Source organism: Vibrio mexicanus (assembly GCF_001012815.1).
Lineage (GTDB): Bacteria > Pseudomonadota > Gammaproteobacteria > Enterobacterales > Vibrionaceae > Vibrio > Vibrio mexicanus.
The window spans coordinates 30,369-48,585 of the sequence record NZ_JYJP01000100.1 but is presented as its reverse complement, the minus strand read 5'-3'; the positions used below and the strand labels follow the sequence as shown (position 1 = coordinate 48,585).

The following is an 18,217-nucleotide window of genomic DNA, read 5'->3' as shown; positions in this document are numbered from 1 at the left end:
GATTCATTTCTACTGCGTTATCGGCTTCTCATGTAGAATAACTACACATCAAAGCCTTTGCCTTGTAGAAATTTCCCACAAAGCGCTGCAAAAATCAGCTCGAAAGCTCAACAGACCCTAATCCTTAGAGACAAGGCCCTCTAGCGCTTTATCTAAACGAGCAAACCCTTGCTCAATTTCTTCTTCAGTTATTACGAGTGAAGGCGTAAAGCGAACCACGCTTGCACCCGCGACAAGGATCATTAATCCTTGCTCACCTGCCGCAACGAGTACGTCGCGAGCACGACCTTGCCACTCATCGTTAAGCGCAGCACCGAGCAGTAGCCCTTTACCACGGATCTCACTGAAGATTTGGTACTTATCATTAAGTTTAGTCAATGCCTGACGAAATAGCGTTTCACGGTGTTTAACGCCTTCCAAGGTTTCTTGACTGCTCACCACATCAATGACCGCTTCAGCAACCGCACATGCGAGTGGGTTACCACCGTATGTAGAGCCGTGAGTACCCACTTTCAGGTGTTGAGCTAATTCAGTCGTCGTTAGAATCGCACCAATTGGGAAACCGCCACCGAGTGATTTTGCTGTACTTAGAATGTCTGGCGTCACACCAAGACCTTGATAAGCGTAGAAATCACCAGTACGGCCGTTACCCGTTTGTACTTCATCAAAAATCAATAGAGCGTTGTGTTTGTCACACAGTTCACGTACCGTTTGTGCAAACTCATCCGTTGGAGAAACAATGCCGCCTTCGCCTTGCAGAGGCTCCATCATGATGGCGCAAGTGCGATCTGAGATGTGCGCTTTTAGCGCTTCGATATCATTGTACGGTAGGTGAGTGACATCGCCCGGTTTTGGACCAAAACCGTCGGAGTAAGCCGCTTGGCCGCCCACTGTCACCGTAAAGAAAGTACGACCATGGAAGCCTTGTTTGAACGCGATAATTTCTGACTTTTCAGGGCCATGTACATCGGCAGCCCAGCGGCGTGCCAATTTCAGTGCAGCTTCGTTCGCTTCTGCGCCCGAGTTGGCGAAAAACACTTTCTCACCAAAGCTTACTTCCGTTAGCTTTTTCGCCAAACGCAGTGCTGGCTCATTGGTCATCACGTTACTAAGGTGCCAAATTTTATTGCCTTGCTCGTTAAGCGCGTTAACCATTGCTGGGTGACAATGCCCCAAACAGCTAACCGCAATACCACCAGCAAAGTCGATGTATTCGTTATTATCTTGATCCCAAACGCGCGAACCTTCCCCTCTTACTGGGATCATTTCCATTGGGTTATAACAAGGTACCATCACCTCATTAAACAGTTCACGTTCTACTTTATTATCCATCGCCATAGCTCACTCCCTTTCCTACATCCTAGGGTCTGATAATCTTTCGCGGTTAATTTTTGTTCGAGATAGAATCGTTTTAGGCGCGGCAAGAAGTATGTAGCTTAGTAATTCTAAGCAAGTACTTCTTAACAAAGCATAAAACGATTCTAGACGACCCCTTCGGGCAGCCTTTGTGGTTCATTTCTACTGCGTTATCGGCTTTTTATGTAGCTGACTACACTTCAAAGCCTCTGCCTTGTATAAATTTTCCACAAAGGGCTGCAAAAATCATCTCGAAAGATAAACAGACCCTATATACAACGCTGCATGCAAGCAGAGAAACCAGAAAAATGACTGGCATATATTGTTTTGCATTTCAGTTGATGCAGCATTGTATTTACATTTAATTAACCAATTCAATAGTGAAATATTCTTTTCACATTAAAACCCAAGTGCTATTAATCGCACTGGATGACTATTTATGCACTAAGTCTCACCATTTATGAAGCAATTTATGCTTATAGCTTGGATAAGCCTAGGTTAACCATTTGGTGACAAGGCTTTAGTAAAAGAAAGTGAATTGTTGTGGGAATAGTTTTGCAGTGGGACTAATAACTAAAACTAATGAAACAAATGTTAAAAATAGTGATCAGTATCGGTTTATCTAAGACGCTTCTTCCGAAGTTCGAATGTGATTCACCTTCATCGCAAACTCATCTTTATCAATAGGTTTGTATACCACATCTTGTGCGCCTACCGACAAATACTCCTGACGCGTGTCTTTGCTCATATCTGCGGTATAGCCAAGAATCGGGGTACTAATCTTCAGCTCTTGGCGGATCTTCTGACATGTTTCAATGCCATCCATTCCCGGCATGTGCTTGTCCATTAAGATCAAATCGTAACTATGATTCTGAAGATCTTTTATCGCTTTAAAACCATCATTGACATAGGTTGACTGATAGCCTAGCTGTTTACACATCGACTGAGCCACAATTGCATTGAGTCGGTTATCATCAACGATGAGAACTTGAAAGTGCATCGGTGAGTCGTGCTCATTCTTTGATAAGTTCGGCAATGGCTCATGTAGCACTTCCGGTTCGGCTTCTACAGCCTCACTTTCAAGTGGGATGATAAGCTTAAATGTTGTCCCTATATCCACTGTGGACTCAACTGTGATTTCTCCCCCATTGCTTCCATGATTTGCCGTACAATCGCAAGCCCCAATCCACTACCACCAAAGTTACGCGTTGTGGAGATATCCTCCTGCTCAAAAGCGTTAAAGATGTAGTCAATTCGCTCTGGTTTAATTCCGACTCCAGAATCCATAACATGAATTTCAACGCCAACAACAACCTCAGATTCGACGTGCGGGCAGATAGTCACCTTTACCCAACCTTCATGCGTAAACTTAAGCGCATTACTGACAAGGTTGAGCATCACCTGCTTTAATTTGGCTGGGTCACCATAGAAATGCAGCCCTTCAACTTCTGACGTATCAACCTCTAACACAATTCCTTTTTCATCAGCCACCGACGAGTAGGTTTGTAGAATTACAAGCTTGATTTCATCAAGACTCAAGATGACCCGTTCAAGCTCAAGCTTGCCAGATTCATACTTAGAGTAATCGAGAATTTCATTGATAATGGTGAGCAAGTGCTGCCCTGAGTCGATGATCATCTTCACCATCTCTTTGTCATCATTTTCTAGCTTATGATGAAGCACTTGAGCTATCCCTAATACGCCGTTCATTGGAGTACGTATTTCATGACTCATTGTGGCAAGAAAAGCCGTTTTAGCCTCACTGGCGTATTCTGCTTGTTGCAAGGCCACTCTCAGTGACTCTTCCATCTTGCGTTCTTCTGAGATATCACGCTCAATAGCGATAAAACCCGCCACTTCACCCTGCTTATTTTTCACTGGCGAGATATTGATATCGATCCAGTACTCTCGCCCTGATTTTGAATAGTTGTAAAGTTGCTCTCGAGCCGTTCGTCCTTGCTTCACGTTCTCTCGTATACGGGCAATTGTTTCCTTGTCTGTTTTTGGGCCCTGCAGAAAACTGCCCGGGGTTTTACCCAACACTTCATCGAACTCATATTCGGTCATTTCAGTAAAAGGCTGATTAACCCAAGTGATCTTTCCTTCTACATTGGTGATCACTACGATGTCATGAGCATACTTAGCAACGGTTGCGAGCAATCGAGATTCTTGGGTTTTCTCTTCAAGCTGCTTACGCGACTCCAACAGCATTTGGTGAGGACGGACAATCACATACTGACCAATGATAAAAACAGCCACTAAGCTCACCAACAAACCTATGAGCAATGCGATCAGCATAGAGACTAAGAGTTTATTGCGCGCATCGTCAATTAGGCTTCTATCGACAATATATCGAAGGCCTAACCCGTATTGAGGAAACTGAGCGGTATAGATGATTTTTGTATCTGTTAATGTTTGAGCTTGATCCTCAGCTGACTGATACGGGAAGAACTGAAAAGTACTCAGATCATTACGACGATAAAGCGAGAAAAGATCGTTCTCATCAATTTCAAATGCAGCGACTAGCACACCTTCGACAGAACCTGCATACACAATTGGAAGATAGACATTCACCTGTTTGATGTTCTCGTACTCAACTACCTCGTACATAGGTGCTTTAGGCGACTCAAAGGCTGACTCGATATATCTCGTATTCGCAGGAACCACCCCTCGTCTATCAACATGAATGACCGGATCCATGAAGACATCTAACACTTGAAGTTGATTAACGAACTCAAGCATATTCAGTTCGGTAAGTTGATCTATCGCGGTTTGCCTAGACACTTCGTTACCTAAAGCAGCCCCAACGAACAAAGGAGCTCCGCTAACTGTTCGAAACTTCTGGTACGACTGTTGAAATACTCAAACACCAACTTTTCTGCAGTGATCAGCTCTTCTCTAGCAGAGTTATCGCTGACTTCCATCACCGACCGCTCACTTTGCACCCAGACCATACTGCCTAATACCGCCGCAAGAATTCCACCTGTCAGAAGCAGGAATAAGGAAAACAGTTGAACGGAAGACCAGTTTCGAATGCTTGTCACTGCGGCTACTCTCCTTGCTGCACAATTCGCATCACATTGCTTTGGTCATACTGACCAATGCAATAGTCATCAATCTCGAGTGCTTCATGAGCTCGCATGTTGTCTGAGGTAAATTCACTAAACGGTGATGAGTATGTCTTGATCAATCCTTCTACTGATGGCTCGAGACTCTCAAGTGCTAACTTCAGGTTCCTTCGGTTGTCGATGGAGCTATCGGTCAACCTAACTGACTCTGCCGCAGCCAAAAACAAACGCGACACGTCATAGCCATGCACAAACCCTGTCGGCGCTTTGATATCACTTGGCAACTTTATGTCTTCAGAAAAGAGCGTACTGGCGGTGGCAAATACTTGTCGGCTTAACTCGGTTTCGGAACCTGATACAAACGAGAAACACGTTTGCAGTATTTTAAGGTCTACACGCGCTCTCGTCGCAAAATCAACACGATTATGAAAACCACCACCGGTGACACCCCAGTGGCTGTATACCGACTTCTTGTTTTCGCCGGAAAGCTGTGCGACCGCATTAATCAACTGCTCTCCCTCGACCGCATTGGAAACTAATAAGAAACAGTCCAAAGAAGACAGTTCTAGCTGGTTAACCAACAAACGGGCTCCCTCTTCACTCAGCCCCCAGTCAAAACGCTAATGCCACTAGGAGTTAAATTTCGAGAGGTCAATGCCGCAAGCATATTGCTTTATTAGATTCGCCCCAAGGTGTGCGTTCGAGCAACAAGTGAGGTCGTTTGCACCCCTCTGATACCGCTTGCGAGATCAAAAACTCACCCGCTTGCGTATCGTCAATTGATAAACGAAAGACGTAATTCTCTGTGGATGGATAACGGGTGATTGGCCCACCAGCCGCCCAAGGTACGAGCGTTAATAACTGGTTTTCGTTGATGTATTCACGATATTTAATCAAAGGTGGTGAGTGTAGGCCGGCGATATAAACCAGAGCATTAGGGTCTTCTAAAAACTGCATCATGTGACGCTTGGCGCGTGCAGAATTGCCTCGATGGTCGAGAACAATAAACTCGACATCGCGACCTTGAAGGCGATTGCCGACCTCTTCAAAAGCAACCTTAACGCCTTTTTCTATCGAGTCAGCAGACTCAAAATGAACAGTACGGTCCGCATCTAGATAGACGTGAAAAGTACTCGCATAAGAGAGCGAGTAGAAACAGATTAAACCAACGGAACCAAGAATCTTAGCTAGCCAACCAGACACAGGGAGCCCTTACACTTTAGAGTTATATTAAAAGCGTAGGAGGATTTAACTCGAAGTCAAAATAGAGAGCTGTTATCGATTGGTATCGAGAGTGAGAATATAAAGAGTAACGATCAATCAATAGCGAGTAATGATCAGCGTTTCAAAAAGTTGGCCAATAGCTCATGGCCTTGCTCAGTTTTGATTGACTCTGGATGGAACTGAACAGCGTCAATGGGCAAGGTTCGGTGTTGGTAACCCATGATTTCATCCATTTCACCGTTGTCCAGCTCAGTCCACGCGGTCAGCTCGAACTGATCAGGCAAGGTGCCATTTTTAACTACTAAAGAGTGGTAGCGAGTCACGGTAAGAGGGTTATTCAGGCCGAGGAAGATGCTCTTGCCATTGTGCGTGATTGGTGAAGTTTTGCCATGCATCACTTGTCGCGCGCGTACCACTTCTCCACCAAAAACTTGGGCTATTGCTTGATGGCCCAAACACACACCCAGAATTGGCAACTTACCCGCAAAATGACGAATTGCATCCAAGGATATGCCCGCTTCATTTGGCGTACATGGCCCGGGTGAAATGACTAAATGAGTGGGATTGAGCGCCTCAATTTCGGCCAATGTAATCTCATCATTGCGCGCAACTTGCACCTCGGCCCCTAGCTCACAGAAATACTGATAGAGGTTATAGGTGAAAGAATCGTAGTTATCGATGATGAGTAACATGCTTGCATAAGGGCTAAATTCAAAAGACAGCGGTATTGTGCAGCAGCGCGAGAGAAAGGCAAGGATAAATTACTCAACAACAACCACCAGCAGCGACAAAAGCTCAAACGAGTAGTTAAAGGCCATAAATAAAAAGGCCAGCTTTCGCTGACCTTTCTAAAGCTAACCTTTTAAGAAAAGGCTTAAATCAATTTATGGGCGAGCCACAAAACCGACCGCTGCGTACGCTTTCTTCAGTGTTTCTGCTGCGCGCGCTGATGCTTTCTCTGCGCCCTGCTTCATCACTTCATCCATATACGCGCGATCTGCGCGGATGCGATGATATTCCGCTTGAATTGGTTCTAGCATGGCCACGATTGCTTGACCGACATCTTTCTTAAACGGACCATACATTTCAACGTCTTGGTATTGCGCTTCAATCTCTTCAAAGCTCTTGCCTGTCGCGGCAGAGTAAAGACCCATTAGGTTAGAAATACCCGCTTTGTTTTCCCAGTCGTGCGCAATACGTGGTGGCGTTTCAGCATCGGTTTGAGCTTTGTTGATCTTCTTGATGATCGACTTAGGCTCTTCAAGTAGCGTAATAACGTTCTTACGGTTGTCATCAGACTTAGACATCTTCTTCGTTGCATCTTGCAGGCTCATTACACGCGCATTCACGGTTGGAATGTAAGGCTCTGGTACTTGGAAGATCGGCTGCTCTGGCGAGTAAATGTTATTGAAACGGTTCGCGATATCACGCGCTAGCTCAAGGTGCTGCTTCTGATCGCTGCCTACTGGCACTTGATGCGCACCATAAAGCAAAATATCAGCCGCCATAAGCACTGGGTAGTCAAACAAACCAACGTTTACATCACCAAACTGGCTCGATGAATCTTTTGAGTAACGCGCAGACTTATCTTTAAACTGAGTCATGCGGCTCAACTCACCCATCTGGGTGTAACAGTTAAGAAGCCAACCAAGTTGAGCATGCTCTGGTACATGTGACTGAACAAATAGCGTGCTCTTCTTTGGATCAACGCCAACCGCCAAACAGATTGCTAATGCGTCTAGAGTCGCTTCGTGCAGGGCTTTAGGATCTTGACGAACCGTAATCGCATGAAGGTCTACAACACAGTATTGGCAATCGTAGTCGTCTTGCATCTGTTGCCATTGACGTAGAGCACCCAGGTAGTTACCGATACTTAGTTCACCAGATGGTTGAACACCACTCAATACAATGGGTTTGCTCATGGGAATAATTCCTTTGACTTCTTTATGAAATAGATAAATGAAAAAACCGTGCATTTGCGCCAACTGGCGAAATAACACGGTTTACTCAGTGTACTCATTAGCAAGTATATTGCTAGTAGCGAAAGTGAACTTTTACTCGGTTTCTGCGCCGACCTGCACAATATCAAGCAGTGCTGAGACATTATCGGCGACATGATCAGGGTTAGACGCTGAAATCGGCTCACCATGGTTGTAACCATAGGTGAGGCCAAACGACTGGCAACCTGCATTCTTCGCCGCCAAGATATCGTTCTTTGAGTCACCCACCATCATCATTTCACGGGGGTCACACTGATGCTTTTCCAGCAGCCAGTTTAGAGCCATTGGGTTAGGTTTCTTTTCAGCAAAGGTGTCACCACCAATCACGTCTGAGAAAAAGCCATCAATACCATGTTTTGCTAGAACATCGGGTACAAACTTAGAAGGCTTATTGGTAACCAATGCAAGGTAAAGCCCGCCGCATGTAACTCTTTTAAGGTCGAGTATACATTGTCATACAGGTGACTTAGCTTATGGCCCGTTAGCTCGTAGTTCTCATCGAACATCACTCGCGCTTTAGCACGTAGCTCTTCGCTTAGGTTGCTATCGATAGTTAGGCTTTGACTCAGTGAGCGACCAATTAGCACATCGGCACCATTGCCCACATAGTCACGGACTTGCTCTTCCGATACCGGTGGAAAGCCAAGCGCTTGAACGGTTCTGTCTGCCGCCAATGCCAAATCTGGCACGCTATCAAGCAAGGTTCCATCCAAATCAAAGGCAATCAGTTTAATCATGGTTACATCCATTCCCAAAAAAGATGACGAGCCTACAATGAGGCTCGTCATTTAAATCAATAAAGTAAAACTACTTGGTTTTCGCTAGCTCTGCACGCATTTCGTCAATCACCTGTTTGTAATCAGGTTGGTTGAAGATTGCCGAACCTGCAACGAACATATCCGCGCCCGCTTCTGCGATTTCGCGAATATTTTCCACCTTCACGCCGCCGTCAATCTCTAGGCGAATATCACGGCCAGACTCATCGATAAGCTTACGAACTGCACGCAGCTTATCTAAAGTGTGAGGGATGAAGGACTGGCCACCAAAACCAGGGTTTACCGACATCAGTAGAATCAAGTCCACTTTATCCATGATAAATTCAAGGCAAGAAAGCGGCGTCGCTGGGTTTAGTACCACACCCGCCTGACAGCCGTGCTCTTTGATCAGTTGCAGGGTACGATCCACGTGCTCAGACGCTTCAACGTGGAAGGTAATCATCGATGCACCCGCTTTAGCAAAGTCAGGGATGATGCGATCAACTGGCTTCACCATAAGGTGAACATCGATAGGCGCCGTAATGCCGTAATCACGCAGTGCTTTACACACAGGCGCACCAAAAGTCAGGTTTGGAACGTAATGGTTGTCCATTACATCGAAGTGAACCACATCCGCGCCCGCTGCGAGTACTTTCTCTACGTCTTCACCAAGACGCGCAAAATCTGCAGATAAAATGGATGGTGCGATTAGGAAATCTTTCATGCCTGACCTCTAAGTATTTGAATTGGGGTTTCTGCTCGAGAATTTGACTCGAAGTGAGCAGATTTCGCCCGCAATTCTACCTAATGGTCGAGAAAAGTCCTAGCCTTTCGCCATAAGTGAGTAGTGATTAATGAACAGTTATTAGGATTCTTTGGCGTTGAAAAGCGCCAACAGCTCATCGACTTTGTTGCGGCCAGCGCCATTTCGGCTGATGGTTCGCTTCACTTTGACCACGTTAAGGTCAGCGCCATGGTACAAACGGCGAGTCAGTGTGGTGTCGTGATTGGAGATGAGTACAGGAATACCGCGCTCTTGCGCTGTTTTCTCAGCCACATCGGCAAGCGCTGCTTGGTCATCGAGCGAGAAACCATTCCCCGCATAAGAGGTGAAATTGGCAGTGGTAGAAAGCGGCGCATACGGAGGGTCACAATACACCACACAGCCTTTGCGAGCGCGCTTGAACGTCTCTGTGTAGCCTTCACAAATAAACGTCGCTTTCTTGGCTTTTTCGGCAAAGAACTCCAACTCAGCTTCTGGGAAGTAAGGTTTTTTGTATGAGCCAAACGGCACATTGAAGCCGCCTTTCTTGTTATAACGACACAGGCCATTAAAGCCAAAGCGGTTCATGTACAAGAAGGCTTGAGAGCGATACATCACATCGTCGGTTTTATTGAACTGAGCGCGCACATCAAGGTAAACCTCTTTGCGATTGTACTCAGGCGTAAACCAACGCTTTGACTCTGCAATGTAGTTTTCAGGGCTCTCTTTGAGAAGATTGTAGAGGTTGATGAGATCAGGGTTGATATCAGCAAGAAGGTATTGGTCGTAGTCGGTATTTAAGAAAATAGACCCGGCTCCCACGAAGGGTTCCACCAACTTACGAGCAGCAGGCAGGTGACGCTGAATATCTTCGACTAGGCCATATTTTCCGCCAGCCCATTTAAGAAAGGCGCGCTGCTTTTTCATCTACTGCTCTGTCTATCAACCACAAATAAGGCTGCGGAATGTATCATATTTTCAAGCTTTACCCAAACGACCAATTTATCTTTAGCTCGTTAATTCGTTCGGTCGATTTCTCGGTGAACTTGACTCAAAGACTTCGCCCAAGGGTCCAATTGCTGCAGCTCTTGAGACAGCGTTGCAACTGCATCTCTTGCCACTTGAATGGTTGGGTAATTGCTGAACGTCACGATGTACCAATCCAAGTCGCCACGCACGGTAGGATAAACATAGACTTGACCATCAAGGTCATGCTCATCGATAAATCGCTGCACTTCTTCTAAAGTGTTCATCGCCGCTAGCTGCAAAGTGTAACTGCGCGGCGAGTAAGCTTTGAGCTCTTCACGGGCAAACGAGAATCGGATGATGGTTTCAGGGGCCTCTTCTACGATAGGCTCAACCGCTAACGCACTTTCTGGCTCGTTTGACGTTGTCGAATTCACTTGGGAAGGATCGCTCACTTCCGTTGTTACTGTTGCTTGTTCAACAACATCATCAATCACTTGAGTATCGGCTTCATCCGCTTTGCCTTCCATGATCGCATCAACAACATCAGAGGTGATCACCACACGTTGGTTTTCATCTTCTGCGCTGCCTACACTCGCGGCATCACCCACTAAATCTGGCGGTAAAGATAGGGAATCATCAACAGCACCATCAAAACTTGGATTTTGCATATCATCTGGCGTGCCATCGACATTTTCCATGTTTTGGTCAGCCATTTGGCTCTGTTCACCTGAGTTCAATTCAGGCAGTGTTGGAATAACGGTTTGTTCAAGGTTACTTGCAATCTGCTCGGCTCGCTCATCTGGCGAAGGCTGTGACATCATCCACCAGTATCCACCTCCCAACAACAGAAGTAGCACCACAACAATCAAAGCAATATTTATTGGAGAGCCCACTATTGAGCGGATAATGATCCGTTTTTCCACTTTCTGTTCGCCAATCGCCATAATTTCACCCGGTAAAAGTTTTACTTTTCGATACGCACTGCGTGCTCGACGTTCCATATCATCTTCGACATAGCGCATCACCAAATGTTCAAAGAATCTGTCCGCTTCTTCTTGATTTAATGGCTCTATTTCTAAATCGATCGGTTTATGTTCTTGACCATAACTCAAACGAGTTAATAAAGACTCCAAGCTATTCGATTGTGCGAACAGCACAACATTGACTGTCCATTTGGGGTTTGCTTGAGACTCAAGCACGAGCATCCAAAGCTCGGAGATCAATGACTCGTTAAGTAGGTGGGCATCGTCAATAACGATCACAACATCGCAAGACTCGCCATCAAGAATTGTCGCGAGGCTGTCAACTAAGCTGTCTTGGGGATTGTAATAAGGGTCAGAAACGATTTGATTGAGAATGGTAGAACGGCGCTGGTTGTCATCCTGGTTAGGATGACACATGAGTAGAGATTGGTTTTTATCTTCAGCCCAAGATTCCAAATAATGCTGGGCGAGCCAAGACTTACCTGAGCCTTGAGCTCCACCTACAGTGATCAGATTAGAACCAAAATTGGTGAGAAGTTGTAAGCGCTCCAAAAGCTCTAACTGGGACTCCAACTCCAACTCATGCGACAAACTCATTCAGCCGTCCTAGAGACAGATTTCTGTCTACCTTTATCGAAACTATACCTAAACTACAGTGTGCGACAAAAATCGATAGCTTGTTCGATCACCGACTCTGGCACACCTTTGACTACTTCTGCACTACCGATACTGGTTGGCAGAACTAAGCGAAGCTCACCAGAAAGTACTTTTTTGTCGCGCATCATGTGCTTCATAAAGTCGTCGAAAGACATACTCTCAGGGGTGTGAATTGGCAATTTCGCCTTCTTGAGTATAGAAATGATTCGTTCAACCTGCTGCTCAGAAATCAAACCTTGCAGCTGAGCCGTTTTGGCTGCCATTACCGTACCCGAAGAAACTGCTTCACCGTGTAGCCATTTACCATAACCGAGTTCAGCTTCAATAGCATGGCCAAAAGTATGACCTAGATTCAGCAATGCACGAATTCCAGACTCTTTTTCGTCTTGAGCAACCACTTCTGCTTTAATTTCACAACAACGTGCAATCGCGTAAGTTAATGCTTGCTGATCAAGAGCATAGAGTTTATCCATGTTCTCTTCTAGCCAAACGAAGAAATCTTGATCGTAGATGATGCCGTACTTGATCACCTCTGCCACACCTGCAGCAAACTCTCTTTCAGGCAAAGTAGATAAACAATCAGTATCAATCACCACCGCTTTCGGCTGGTAGAAAGCACCGATCATGTTCTTGCCAAGCGGATGGTTCACTGCGGTTTTACCGCCCACTGAAGAATCGACTTGTGAAAGCAAAGTGGTTGGAATTTGAATAAAGTCTACACCGCGCTGATAACACGCAGCAGAGAAACCAACGAGATCACCGATAACACCACCACCTAACGCAACCACAACCACATCGCGGCTGTAATTCCCTTCCAATAGGAAGTTCATCACTTGGTTAAAAGTTTCTAGTGACTTGTACTGTTCGCCATCTGGCAGAGTAAGAAGAGAGGCCTGACAACCTAATTGTTCAATCAGACTTAAAATTTTATCGGCATAAAGTGGCGCGACCGTAACGTTACTGATTACGACAACTTTTTGTTTGCCAGATAGCTTTTGTCTTTGAGATAAAGTAAAAAGGTGGGCCGGATCATTGAATAATCCGGCACCGATAGAGATTGGGTAGCTACGCTCACCGAGACTGACCGTAATCCGTTCCATGGTTTGCTCTCCGATTAAAGAAACGATTAACGTTCTTCTAGCATTTTTACGATCTGGTTGGCTACCACTTTTGCACTTTGATCGTCTGTACGTACGGTGTAATCCGCAACTTCTTCATACAGACCATTGCGTTCACCTGCTAAAGACTCCAACACATCACGTGGGTTGTCTGTTTGTAGCAGTGGACGCTTCTTGTCGCGATTAGTGCGAGCAAGCTGCTTTTCAATTGTCGTTTCTAGGTAAACAACCACACCACGCGCAGACAGGCGATTGCGGTTCTCTTTACTTAGAATAGAGCCACCACCCGTTGCAAGTACGATACCTTGCTCTTCGGTTAGGTCGTTAATAACTGACTCTTCGCGTTTGCGGAAGCCTTCTTCACCTTCTACGTCAAATACCCAAGCGATATCTGCGCCAGTACGCTCTTCGATCACAGTGTCTGAGTCAACAAACTCCATGTGAAGTGATTGAGCAAGGTGTCTACCAATTGTGCTTTTGCCGGCACCCATAGGGCCAACAAGGAAAATATTGCGTTTTTCAGCCATGTTAAGCAGTAATTTACAACGTTAATTCAATGACATCGCCACAAGAGAGACCAGTTACAGACTGGCTTTAGAGATGCTTGTGGCACCGATTCCTCACAGATAATTCGTGATAAGACCCGAAATTATCTAGATAAGGTGCCTGTAATGCAACTTTATTTTTTGCTATTTATTTTTGAGCATAGAAAAGGCTCTGAAAACTAGAGCCTTTTTAGTATTTGTGCTGATTTTTGCAGCAGCTTACTGCTTGGTTACGCGAATTTAGTCAATAACTTGCTAAATAATATTATCCATTTATTGAATAACGACCTTAGGCGTGACAAAAATGAGTAACTCACTTTTTCCAACCTGCTCATAGGTTCGACGGAACAGAGCCCCAAGCAAGGGTAAATCACCAAGTACTGGTACCTTATCTACGGAGTTAGTCAAACTGTGTTGATAAATGCCCCAAGAACCACAGTTTCACCATTATTGACCAATACTTGAGTGCCGATGCGTTGGGTATTGATAGCAACCGCTTCCCCTACGCCTGTTTTAACCACTTCGCCCGGCCTATCTTGGGTCACGCTCAAGTCGAGCACTAATCGATTATCAGGCGTGATTTGCGGTGTTACTTTTAAACTTAATACCGCCTTTTTAAACGAAACGGAAGTTGCACCGCTTGAAGACGATTCCAAGTAAGGGATTTCAGTACCCTGCTCAATGTAAGCAGGCTTTTTGTTGGTCGTAATCAACCTTGGGCTGGAAATGATTTCAGCTTTCGATTCGCGCTGTAGCGCCGAGAGTTCCAAATCAAGTAATAAGTCGCCAACTTTGAAAACCTGAAAAGCGATGGAAGAAGCTGCGGCATTGGTAGCCCTAAGTTAACATTCAATAAATTATCTAGAGGTATAGGCATTCCGTCGGTTGGTGCAAGGCCATCAATTAGGCCGATTTGATTACTCTCTATTGACCCACCAACGCTGACGTCACCATTGACTTTATTAAACCCCAACGAACCCCTAGTTCATCCAAATTGCCTTCATTAACTGTGACGATTCGAGCTTCAATTTGTACTTGTTTAACCGGAATATCCAGTGAAGCAATAATTTCTCGAATCACCTCAATATTGTCCGGCAACTCGCGAATCAACAATGAGTTAGTGCGTTCGTCTACTGTGATTGAACCGCGATCAGATAACATGTTTACCGCGCCCTCACCGCCAATCATTTCCGCAATATCGGAGGCTTTAGCGAACTTCACTTTAAGAATATCGGAGTGAAGATCACCGAGTTCCTCTTCTAATCGCGCTTTCTCAAGTTGCTGCTGCTCTCTAAGATCCAGCTCTTCTTTAGGAGCAATAAGGATGACATTGCCATCTACGCGCTTATCGAGGCCTTTTACCTTAAGAATTATATCCAGCACTTGCTGCCAAGGTACTCCATCTAATCGCAACGTTAGATTGCCTGAGACCGAATCAGACACCACAAGGTTGAAGCCATTATAATCTGCAATTAACTGCAGCACATTTCGCACCGAGATATCTTGAAAATTAATCGATATGAGTTTGCCTTCTTTATCTAGTAGGCTCTTTTCCTGTGCCTTAGGCTCAATTTTTGGTGCGCTTACCGTTACCTCTAAACGCTGACCTTTTAAGGTGTAATCAAATTCATAGTCTGCATTTGCTTCGGCCAACAACAAGACTGAACTCGATTGCCTGAATACCTCGATACTGTCGACCAAAGTGGCAAAGTCTGCCACATCCAACAGTTGCAGTTTGTCGTCGCCAACCTGCGTTTCCAGTAATTCAATACTCAGGCCCTCTTGCGCTTTTTTAATGTCAACAACCGTCGATGGAGACGCTAACTCCACCACTATCACTGCGCTTTTCTCCTTATTGACGCGAAAGTCGATCGACTCGAGACGATTCGCTGCCGTCGTATCTTCCTCAGCAAAAGCTGATGAAGTGATCAGGCAAACGAGCATCATTTGCGCCACAACCCATTTTAGTAAGCTTGTCAGAACTCCGTTACTACTCATTTTTATCTTCCAATTTATCTAAATTATTTCAGGGCCAATTTGACGTTACGTTTATTCCAACACCCCAATCCGTCAGGCAACGTTTCATTAATCAAAAGGTACTGGTTGGTGACTTTGACCACTCGACCATTGTTCACACCCATATACTGTCCCGGTTTCACATTCACTACGGTGCCTTTCGGCGTTTGAACAAGGGCGCTAACCGAACCACCGCTACCCATCACACCTTTCAACCTCAATTGGCTGAGAGAAAAACGCTCTAGCTTGCCGGATTTTCGTCTTGGTGCGGGTTGCCAACAGTTCTTCTTCGCAACAGGTTTCACCTGCTCTACAGCGGCTTGTGGCAAAGAGAATGGCCCTCTGGCTTCGTGCATGGCATAAGTGATGGGTTCAAAATCGGAAACCGGCTGCAAATCTGCGATTTCACGTCTCGCTCTTTGTTCGGCAGATTTAACAAAATCAGACAGAGACTCTTGATTGGCTCTGCACCCCAACATGGTGAGCACACACAACGACAAGCAAAAAACGTTACTTATCTTCATTGAGCACCTCCGGTTTAAACTGGTAAGTGTAAGCCCTCACACGAAAGTGTAAGGTGCTACTTTCAAGACTCACTCGCTGCCAATCCACGTCTTCAAAATTGATGATGCGTGGCAACTTGGCGATAGCCTCTGAAAACTCACCGATATTGTCGTAGCGCCCGGTTAACTCAATGTTGAGGGGTAAACGATAGAGAAATTCTTGATTCTGCTTCTCTCCCCAGTCGATTCGAGTAAAAGTCAGCGAGCTTGTCAGCCCTAAGTCATTCACTGAGGCAAGCATGCTTGCCAGCTCTTTTTGTGCTGGTAATTGGCGAAGCAAATAGTCGTAACGCTCCTGAAGCTCATCCAGTTGAGCTTGCAGCTTAGGTAAGGTCGCCGCTTTACTGGCTTTTATTTGTAGAGTTGACTTAAGAGTTTGCTCTTGGTTCTTTAACTGTTCCAGCTTCTCAACTTTTGGGGTGAGGTAGAACCAAGCACCTCCAGCCTGAATCAATAAGATAACCAGTAGAACGACAATCAGCTGCGCAAACAGCGGCCACTCCGCGACGTCTTCAAAATCGAGATCGCCAAAGTTGAGATCATTAGAATCAGCCATCTTGCGCCTCCGTTAAATCATCCCAAGGTGTATGACTGAAGTAGAAGGAAACATTGAATATCTGAAACTTCTCACCAAAGCGGGCTTTACCATGAACAATCGAGTGCATCTCGACCTCAACAAGGTTTGGTGAAGACTCCAGATTGTCTAACATAGTCGCCAAACGCGCCGTGCTATCACTGATTCCAGTTAACTCGACGTGATCACCACTGAGGCTGATCTTATCGACATAAACGCCCTCTGGGACCCATTGGGGATTAGGTTCATCAACTCAGTTGTCTTATTGCGGTCTTGTTGCAAATCTTCAACGACTTTTAGACGTGTTAGTAGAGCCTCATGCTCTCGCTCCGTCATTTTCAGCGCACTAATGCGCTTATCGAGCTGAGCTATGTACTGTTTTAGGTAGGTCAACCGAGAACTTTGATGGTTTTGCTCTTGCTGTAGATACCAACCAGCCCCCATTGAATACCAACGGCGATCAAAACACCTAAAATGACCAGTTGTACAAAGCGTTGGCGATATTGAGCTCTTTTCTCCTCTCGCCACGGCAGTAGGTTGACATCATGCAACATGTTCACGCTCCATCCAGTTAATACCTCTCAACGCTAGGCCAACAGCCGTTGTATAGTGCTCGTTTTCCATGCGGCGAGGCTGTTTTCGGAACCGCTTGTGTTCTAATAAAGAAAATGGGTTGAGCGTTTCACAATCAATCTGGAGGCGACGTTGGATTTCATCCACCAATATCGGAGTGTGAGCACCTCCACCCGTTAACCAGATACCCTTAATTGGGAAGTCACTATGAACAGAAGAGTACAACTGCATTTGACGCTGCAGACGGTCGATAAATAGAGAAATGAATTGGTCGGTCTTTTGAGGTAGCAGCTCAACATCCTCTGATTCACACATGCGAGTGCCAATGGGAAGCTCTTTAGAGAAAGGCGCAGCATTGGCAAAATCCATGCACATTGCCGATTGAGTGTACCCCACATCCACCAACAACCAGTTTCGACGAGACTGAGTACTGGCTGCCAGTTGCCACAGATTAACCAAGCTATGTACTTGGACATCCATCACTATCGGAGTGAACCCTGCCTTCTTCACCGCGTTCAAACGGCTCTCTACGACCTCTTTTTTTGTGGCGTAGACTTGGTAAGTAGAAGTAGCACCCGTGTTCGCACCTTTAGTCTCTACTTTCTGGTAGTCAATATTGAGCTCTTCGATCGGAAACGGAGATTGCTGAGAGAAGGCTTGAAGAATCGCGAACTCTTGTTCGCGGCTTTCTAGCGCCGCATCTATTTGTAAAATCTTACTAATCACCGCACCATCCGGTACGCAGATAGCAACTTTCCGACTAAATAAAGGCAGTCCCTTTCTTAGTTCTTTGAGTTTCTTTACAATTTCTTGATAATTGAACGTATGATTGTCAGAGAATATCTCCGTCTCAACTAACAGCTCTTTGTAGCCAGCGAGAACAAAAGTGCCACCAACTGCCTTCAAAACCACCGCTTTGATGCTATGGTGACCAATATCAATGCCAGTAATCAGTGGATTACCCATAGAGCTAACTCCGTTTTTTGCTCGCTCGACATATTTAACATTGATGGTTATTCAAACACTGTTAATATTTGAGCTATATTTTTAGCT

At 45.4% G+C, this 18,217-nt stretch carries 16 protein-coding genes and 3 pseudogenes; all 19 read right to left on the bottom strand.

What is annotated here, in order from left to right; all coding sequences use genetic code 11:
* Positions 1-117: 117 nt before the first annotated feature.
* Positions 118-1,338, bottom strand: a complete 1,221-nt coding sequence (locus tag UA76_RS14620; RefSeq protein ID WP_047047549.1) for an aspartate aminotransferase family protein — start codon at positions 1,336-1,338, stop codon at positions 118-120.
* 640 nt (positions 1,339-1,978) lie between these two features.
* Complete coding sequence (locus tag UA76_RS22560) at positions 1,979-2,476, bottom strand: response regulator (protein WP_052772061.1); 498 nt, start codon at positions 2,474-2,476, stop codon at positions 1,979-1,981.
* A complete protein-coding gene (locus UA76_RS22555) occupies positions 2,467-4,140 on the bottom strand; it encodes a PAS domain-containing sensor histidine kinase (protein WP_157617647.1) in 1,674 nt (557 codons plus the stop codon). Before UA76_RS22555 ends, UA76_RS22560 begins: the two co-directional genes overlap by 10 nt.
* 8 nt (positions 4,141-4,148) lie before the next feature.
* Positions 4,149-4,400, bottom strand: coding sequence for a hypothetical protein (locus UA76_RS14610; protein WP_047047546.1), 252 nt, complete (start codon positions 4,398-4,400; stop codon positions 4,149-4,151).
* A 5-nt stretch (positions 4,401-4,405) separates the two neighbouring features.
* Positions 4,406-5,008, bottom strand: a complete 603-nt coding sequence (locus tag UA76_RS24795) for a type 1 periplasmic-binding domain-containing protein (protein ID WP_238322314.1) — start codon at positions 5,006-5,008, stop codon at positions 4,406-4,408.
* Between the two features lie 67 nt (positions 5,009-5,075).
* Positions 5,076-5,627 (bottom strand): ABC transporter substrate-binding protein, encoded by a 552-nt coding sequence (locus tag UA76_RS24790; RefSeq protein WP_238322313.1) that lies wholly within the window; start codon positions 5,625-5,627, stop codon positions 5,076-5,078.
* Between the two features lie 134 nt (positions 5,628-5,761).
* Positions 5,762-6,340 (bottom strand): aminodeoxychorismate/anthranilate synthase component II, encoded by a 579-nt coding sequence (locus tag UA76_RS14600; protein WP_047047542.1) that lies wholly within the window; start codon positions 6,338-6,340, stop codon positions 5,762-5,764.
* Between the two features lie 192 nt (positions 6,341-6,532).
* On the bottom strand, positions 6,533-7,570 hold the full coding sequence (gene trpS / locus UA76_RS14595) for a tryptophan--tRNA ligase (protein WP_047047560.1): 1,038 nt from the start codon (positions 7,568-7,570) through the stop codon (positions 6,533-6,535).
* Between the two features lie 132 nt (positions 7,571-7,702).
* Positions 7,703-8,397: pseudogene (locus tag UA76_RS14590) on the bottom strand (phosphoglycolate phosphatase).
* A 58-nt stretch (positions 8,398-8,455) separates the two neighbouring features.
* Complete coding sequence (gene rpe / locus UA76_RS14585; RefSeq protein ID WP_047047538.1) at positions 8,456-9,127, bottom strand: ribulose-phosphate 3-epimerase; 672 nt, start codon at positions 9,125-9,127, stop codon at positions 8,456-8,458.
* 141 nt (positions 9,128-9,268) lie between these two features.
* Positions 9,269-10,093 carry a Dam family site-specific DNA-(adenine-N6)-methyltransferase gene (locus tag UA76_RS14580; RefSeq protein WP_047047535.1) on the bottom strand — a complete coding sequence of 275 codons (825 nt, stop codon included), beginning with the start codon at positions 10,091-10,093 and terminating at the stop codon, positions 9,269-9,271.
* Positions 10,094-10,182: 89 nt separating this feature from the next.
* The gene (locus tag UA76_RS14575) at positions 10,183-11,715 is read right to left on the bottom strand and encodes an SPOR domain-containing protein (protein WP_047047531.1); all 1,533 of its coding nucleotides are present in this window, start codon (positions 11,713-11,715) and stop codon (positions 10,183-10,185) included.
* Between the two features lie 53 nt (positions 11,716-11,768).
* Positions 11,769-12,875 carry a 3-dehydroquinate synthase gene (gene aroB, locus UA76_RS14570; RefSeq protein WP_047047529.1) on the bottom strand — a complete coding sequence of 369 codons (1,107 nt, stop codon included), beginning with the start codon at positions 12,873-12,875 and terminating at the stop codon, positions 11,769-11,771.
* Positions 12,876-12,901: 26 nt separating this feature from the next.
* Entirely contained in the window at positions 12,902-13,420 is a 519-nt protein-coding gene (aroK, locus tag UA76_RS14565) for a shikimate kinase AroK (protein ID WP_047047526.1), read from the bottom strand.
* A 291-nt stretch (positions 13,421-13,711) separates the two neighbouring features.
* Positions 13,712-15,382 (bottom strand): annotated as a pseudogene (locus UA76_RS22550) (type IV pilus secretin PilQ).
* A 77-nt stretch (positions 15,383-15,459) separates the two neighbouring features.
* On the bottom strand, positions 15,460-15,978 hold the full coding sequence (locus UA76_RS14550; RefSeq protein WP_047047523.1) for a pilus assembly protein PilP: 519 nt from the start codon (positions 15,976-15,978) through the stop codon (positions 15,460-15,462).
* A complete protein-coding gene (locus UA76_RS14545; RefSeq protein WP_047047520.1) occupies positions 15,965-16,573 on the bottom strand; it encodes a type IV pilus inner membrane component PilO in 609 nt (202 codons plus the stop codon). The genes UA76_RS14550 and UA76_RS14545 overlap by 14 nt, the downstream gene beginning before the upstream one ends.
* Positions 16,566-17,145, bottom strand: a pseudogene (locus UA76_RS14540) (PilN domain-containing protein). Before UA76_RS14540 ends, UA76_RS14545 begins: the two are co-directional and overlap by 8 nt.
* Complete coding sequence (pilM, locus tag UA76_RS14535; protein ID WP_047047517.1) at positions 17,135-18,130, bottom strand: type IV pilus assembly protein PilM; 996 nt, start codon at positions 18,128-18,130, stop codon at positions 17,135-17,137. Before pilM ends, UA76_RS14540 begins: the two are co-directional and overlap by 11 nt.
* Positions 18,131-18,217: the final 87 nt, after the last annotated feature.

Excerpts from the sequence above, each read along its gene's own strand:
- UA76_RS14620 (WP_047047549.1), bottom strand. The coding sequence starts at position 1,338 with ATGGCGATGGATAATAAAGTAGAACGTGAACTGTTTAATGAGGTGATG.
- UA76_RS14600 (WP_047047542.1), bottom strand. The coding sequence starts at position 6,340 with ATGTTACTCATCATCGATAACTACGATTCTTTCACCTATAACCTCTAT.
- trpS (WP_047047560.1), bottom strand. The coding sequence starts at position 7,570 with ATGAGCAAACCCATTGTATTGAGTGGTGTTCAACCATCTGGTGAACTA.
- rpe (WP_047047538.1), bottom strand. The coding sequence starts at position 9,127 with ATGAAAGATTTCCTAATCGCACCATCCATTTTATCTGCAGATTTTGCG.
- UA76_RS14580 (WP_047047535.1), bottom strand. The coding sequence starts at position 10,093 with ATGAAAAAGCAGCGCGCCTTTCTTAAATGGGCTGGCGGAAAATATGGC.
- UA76_RS14575 (WP_047047531.1), bottom strand. The coding sequence starts at position 11,715 with ATGAGTTTGTCGCATGAGTTGGAGTTGGAGTCCCAGTTAGAGCTTTTG.
- aroB (WP_047047529.1), bottom strand. The coding sequence starts at position 12,875 with ATGGAACGGATTACGGTCAGTCTCGGTGAGCGTAGCTACCCAATCTCT.
- aroK (WP_047047526.1), bottom strand. The coding sequence starts at position 13,420 with ATGGCTGAAAAACGCAATATTTTCCTTGTTGGCCCTATGGGTGCCGGC.
- UA76_RS14550 (WP_047047523.1), bottom strand. The coding sequence starts at position 15,978 with ATGAAGATAAGTAACGTTTTTTGCTTGTCGTTGTGTGTGCTCACCATG.
- UA76_RS14545 (WP_047047520.1), bottom strand. The coding sequence starts at position 16,573 with ATGGCTGATTCTAATGATCTCAACTTTGGCGATCTCGATTTTGAAGAC.
- pilM (WP_047047517.1), bottom strand. The coding sequence starts at position 18,130 with ATGGGTAATCCACTGATTACTGGCATTGATATTGGTCACCATAGCATC.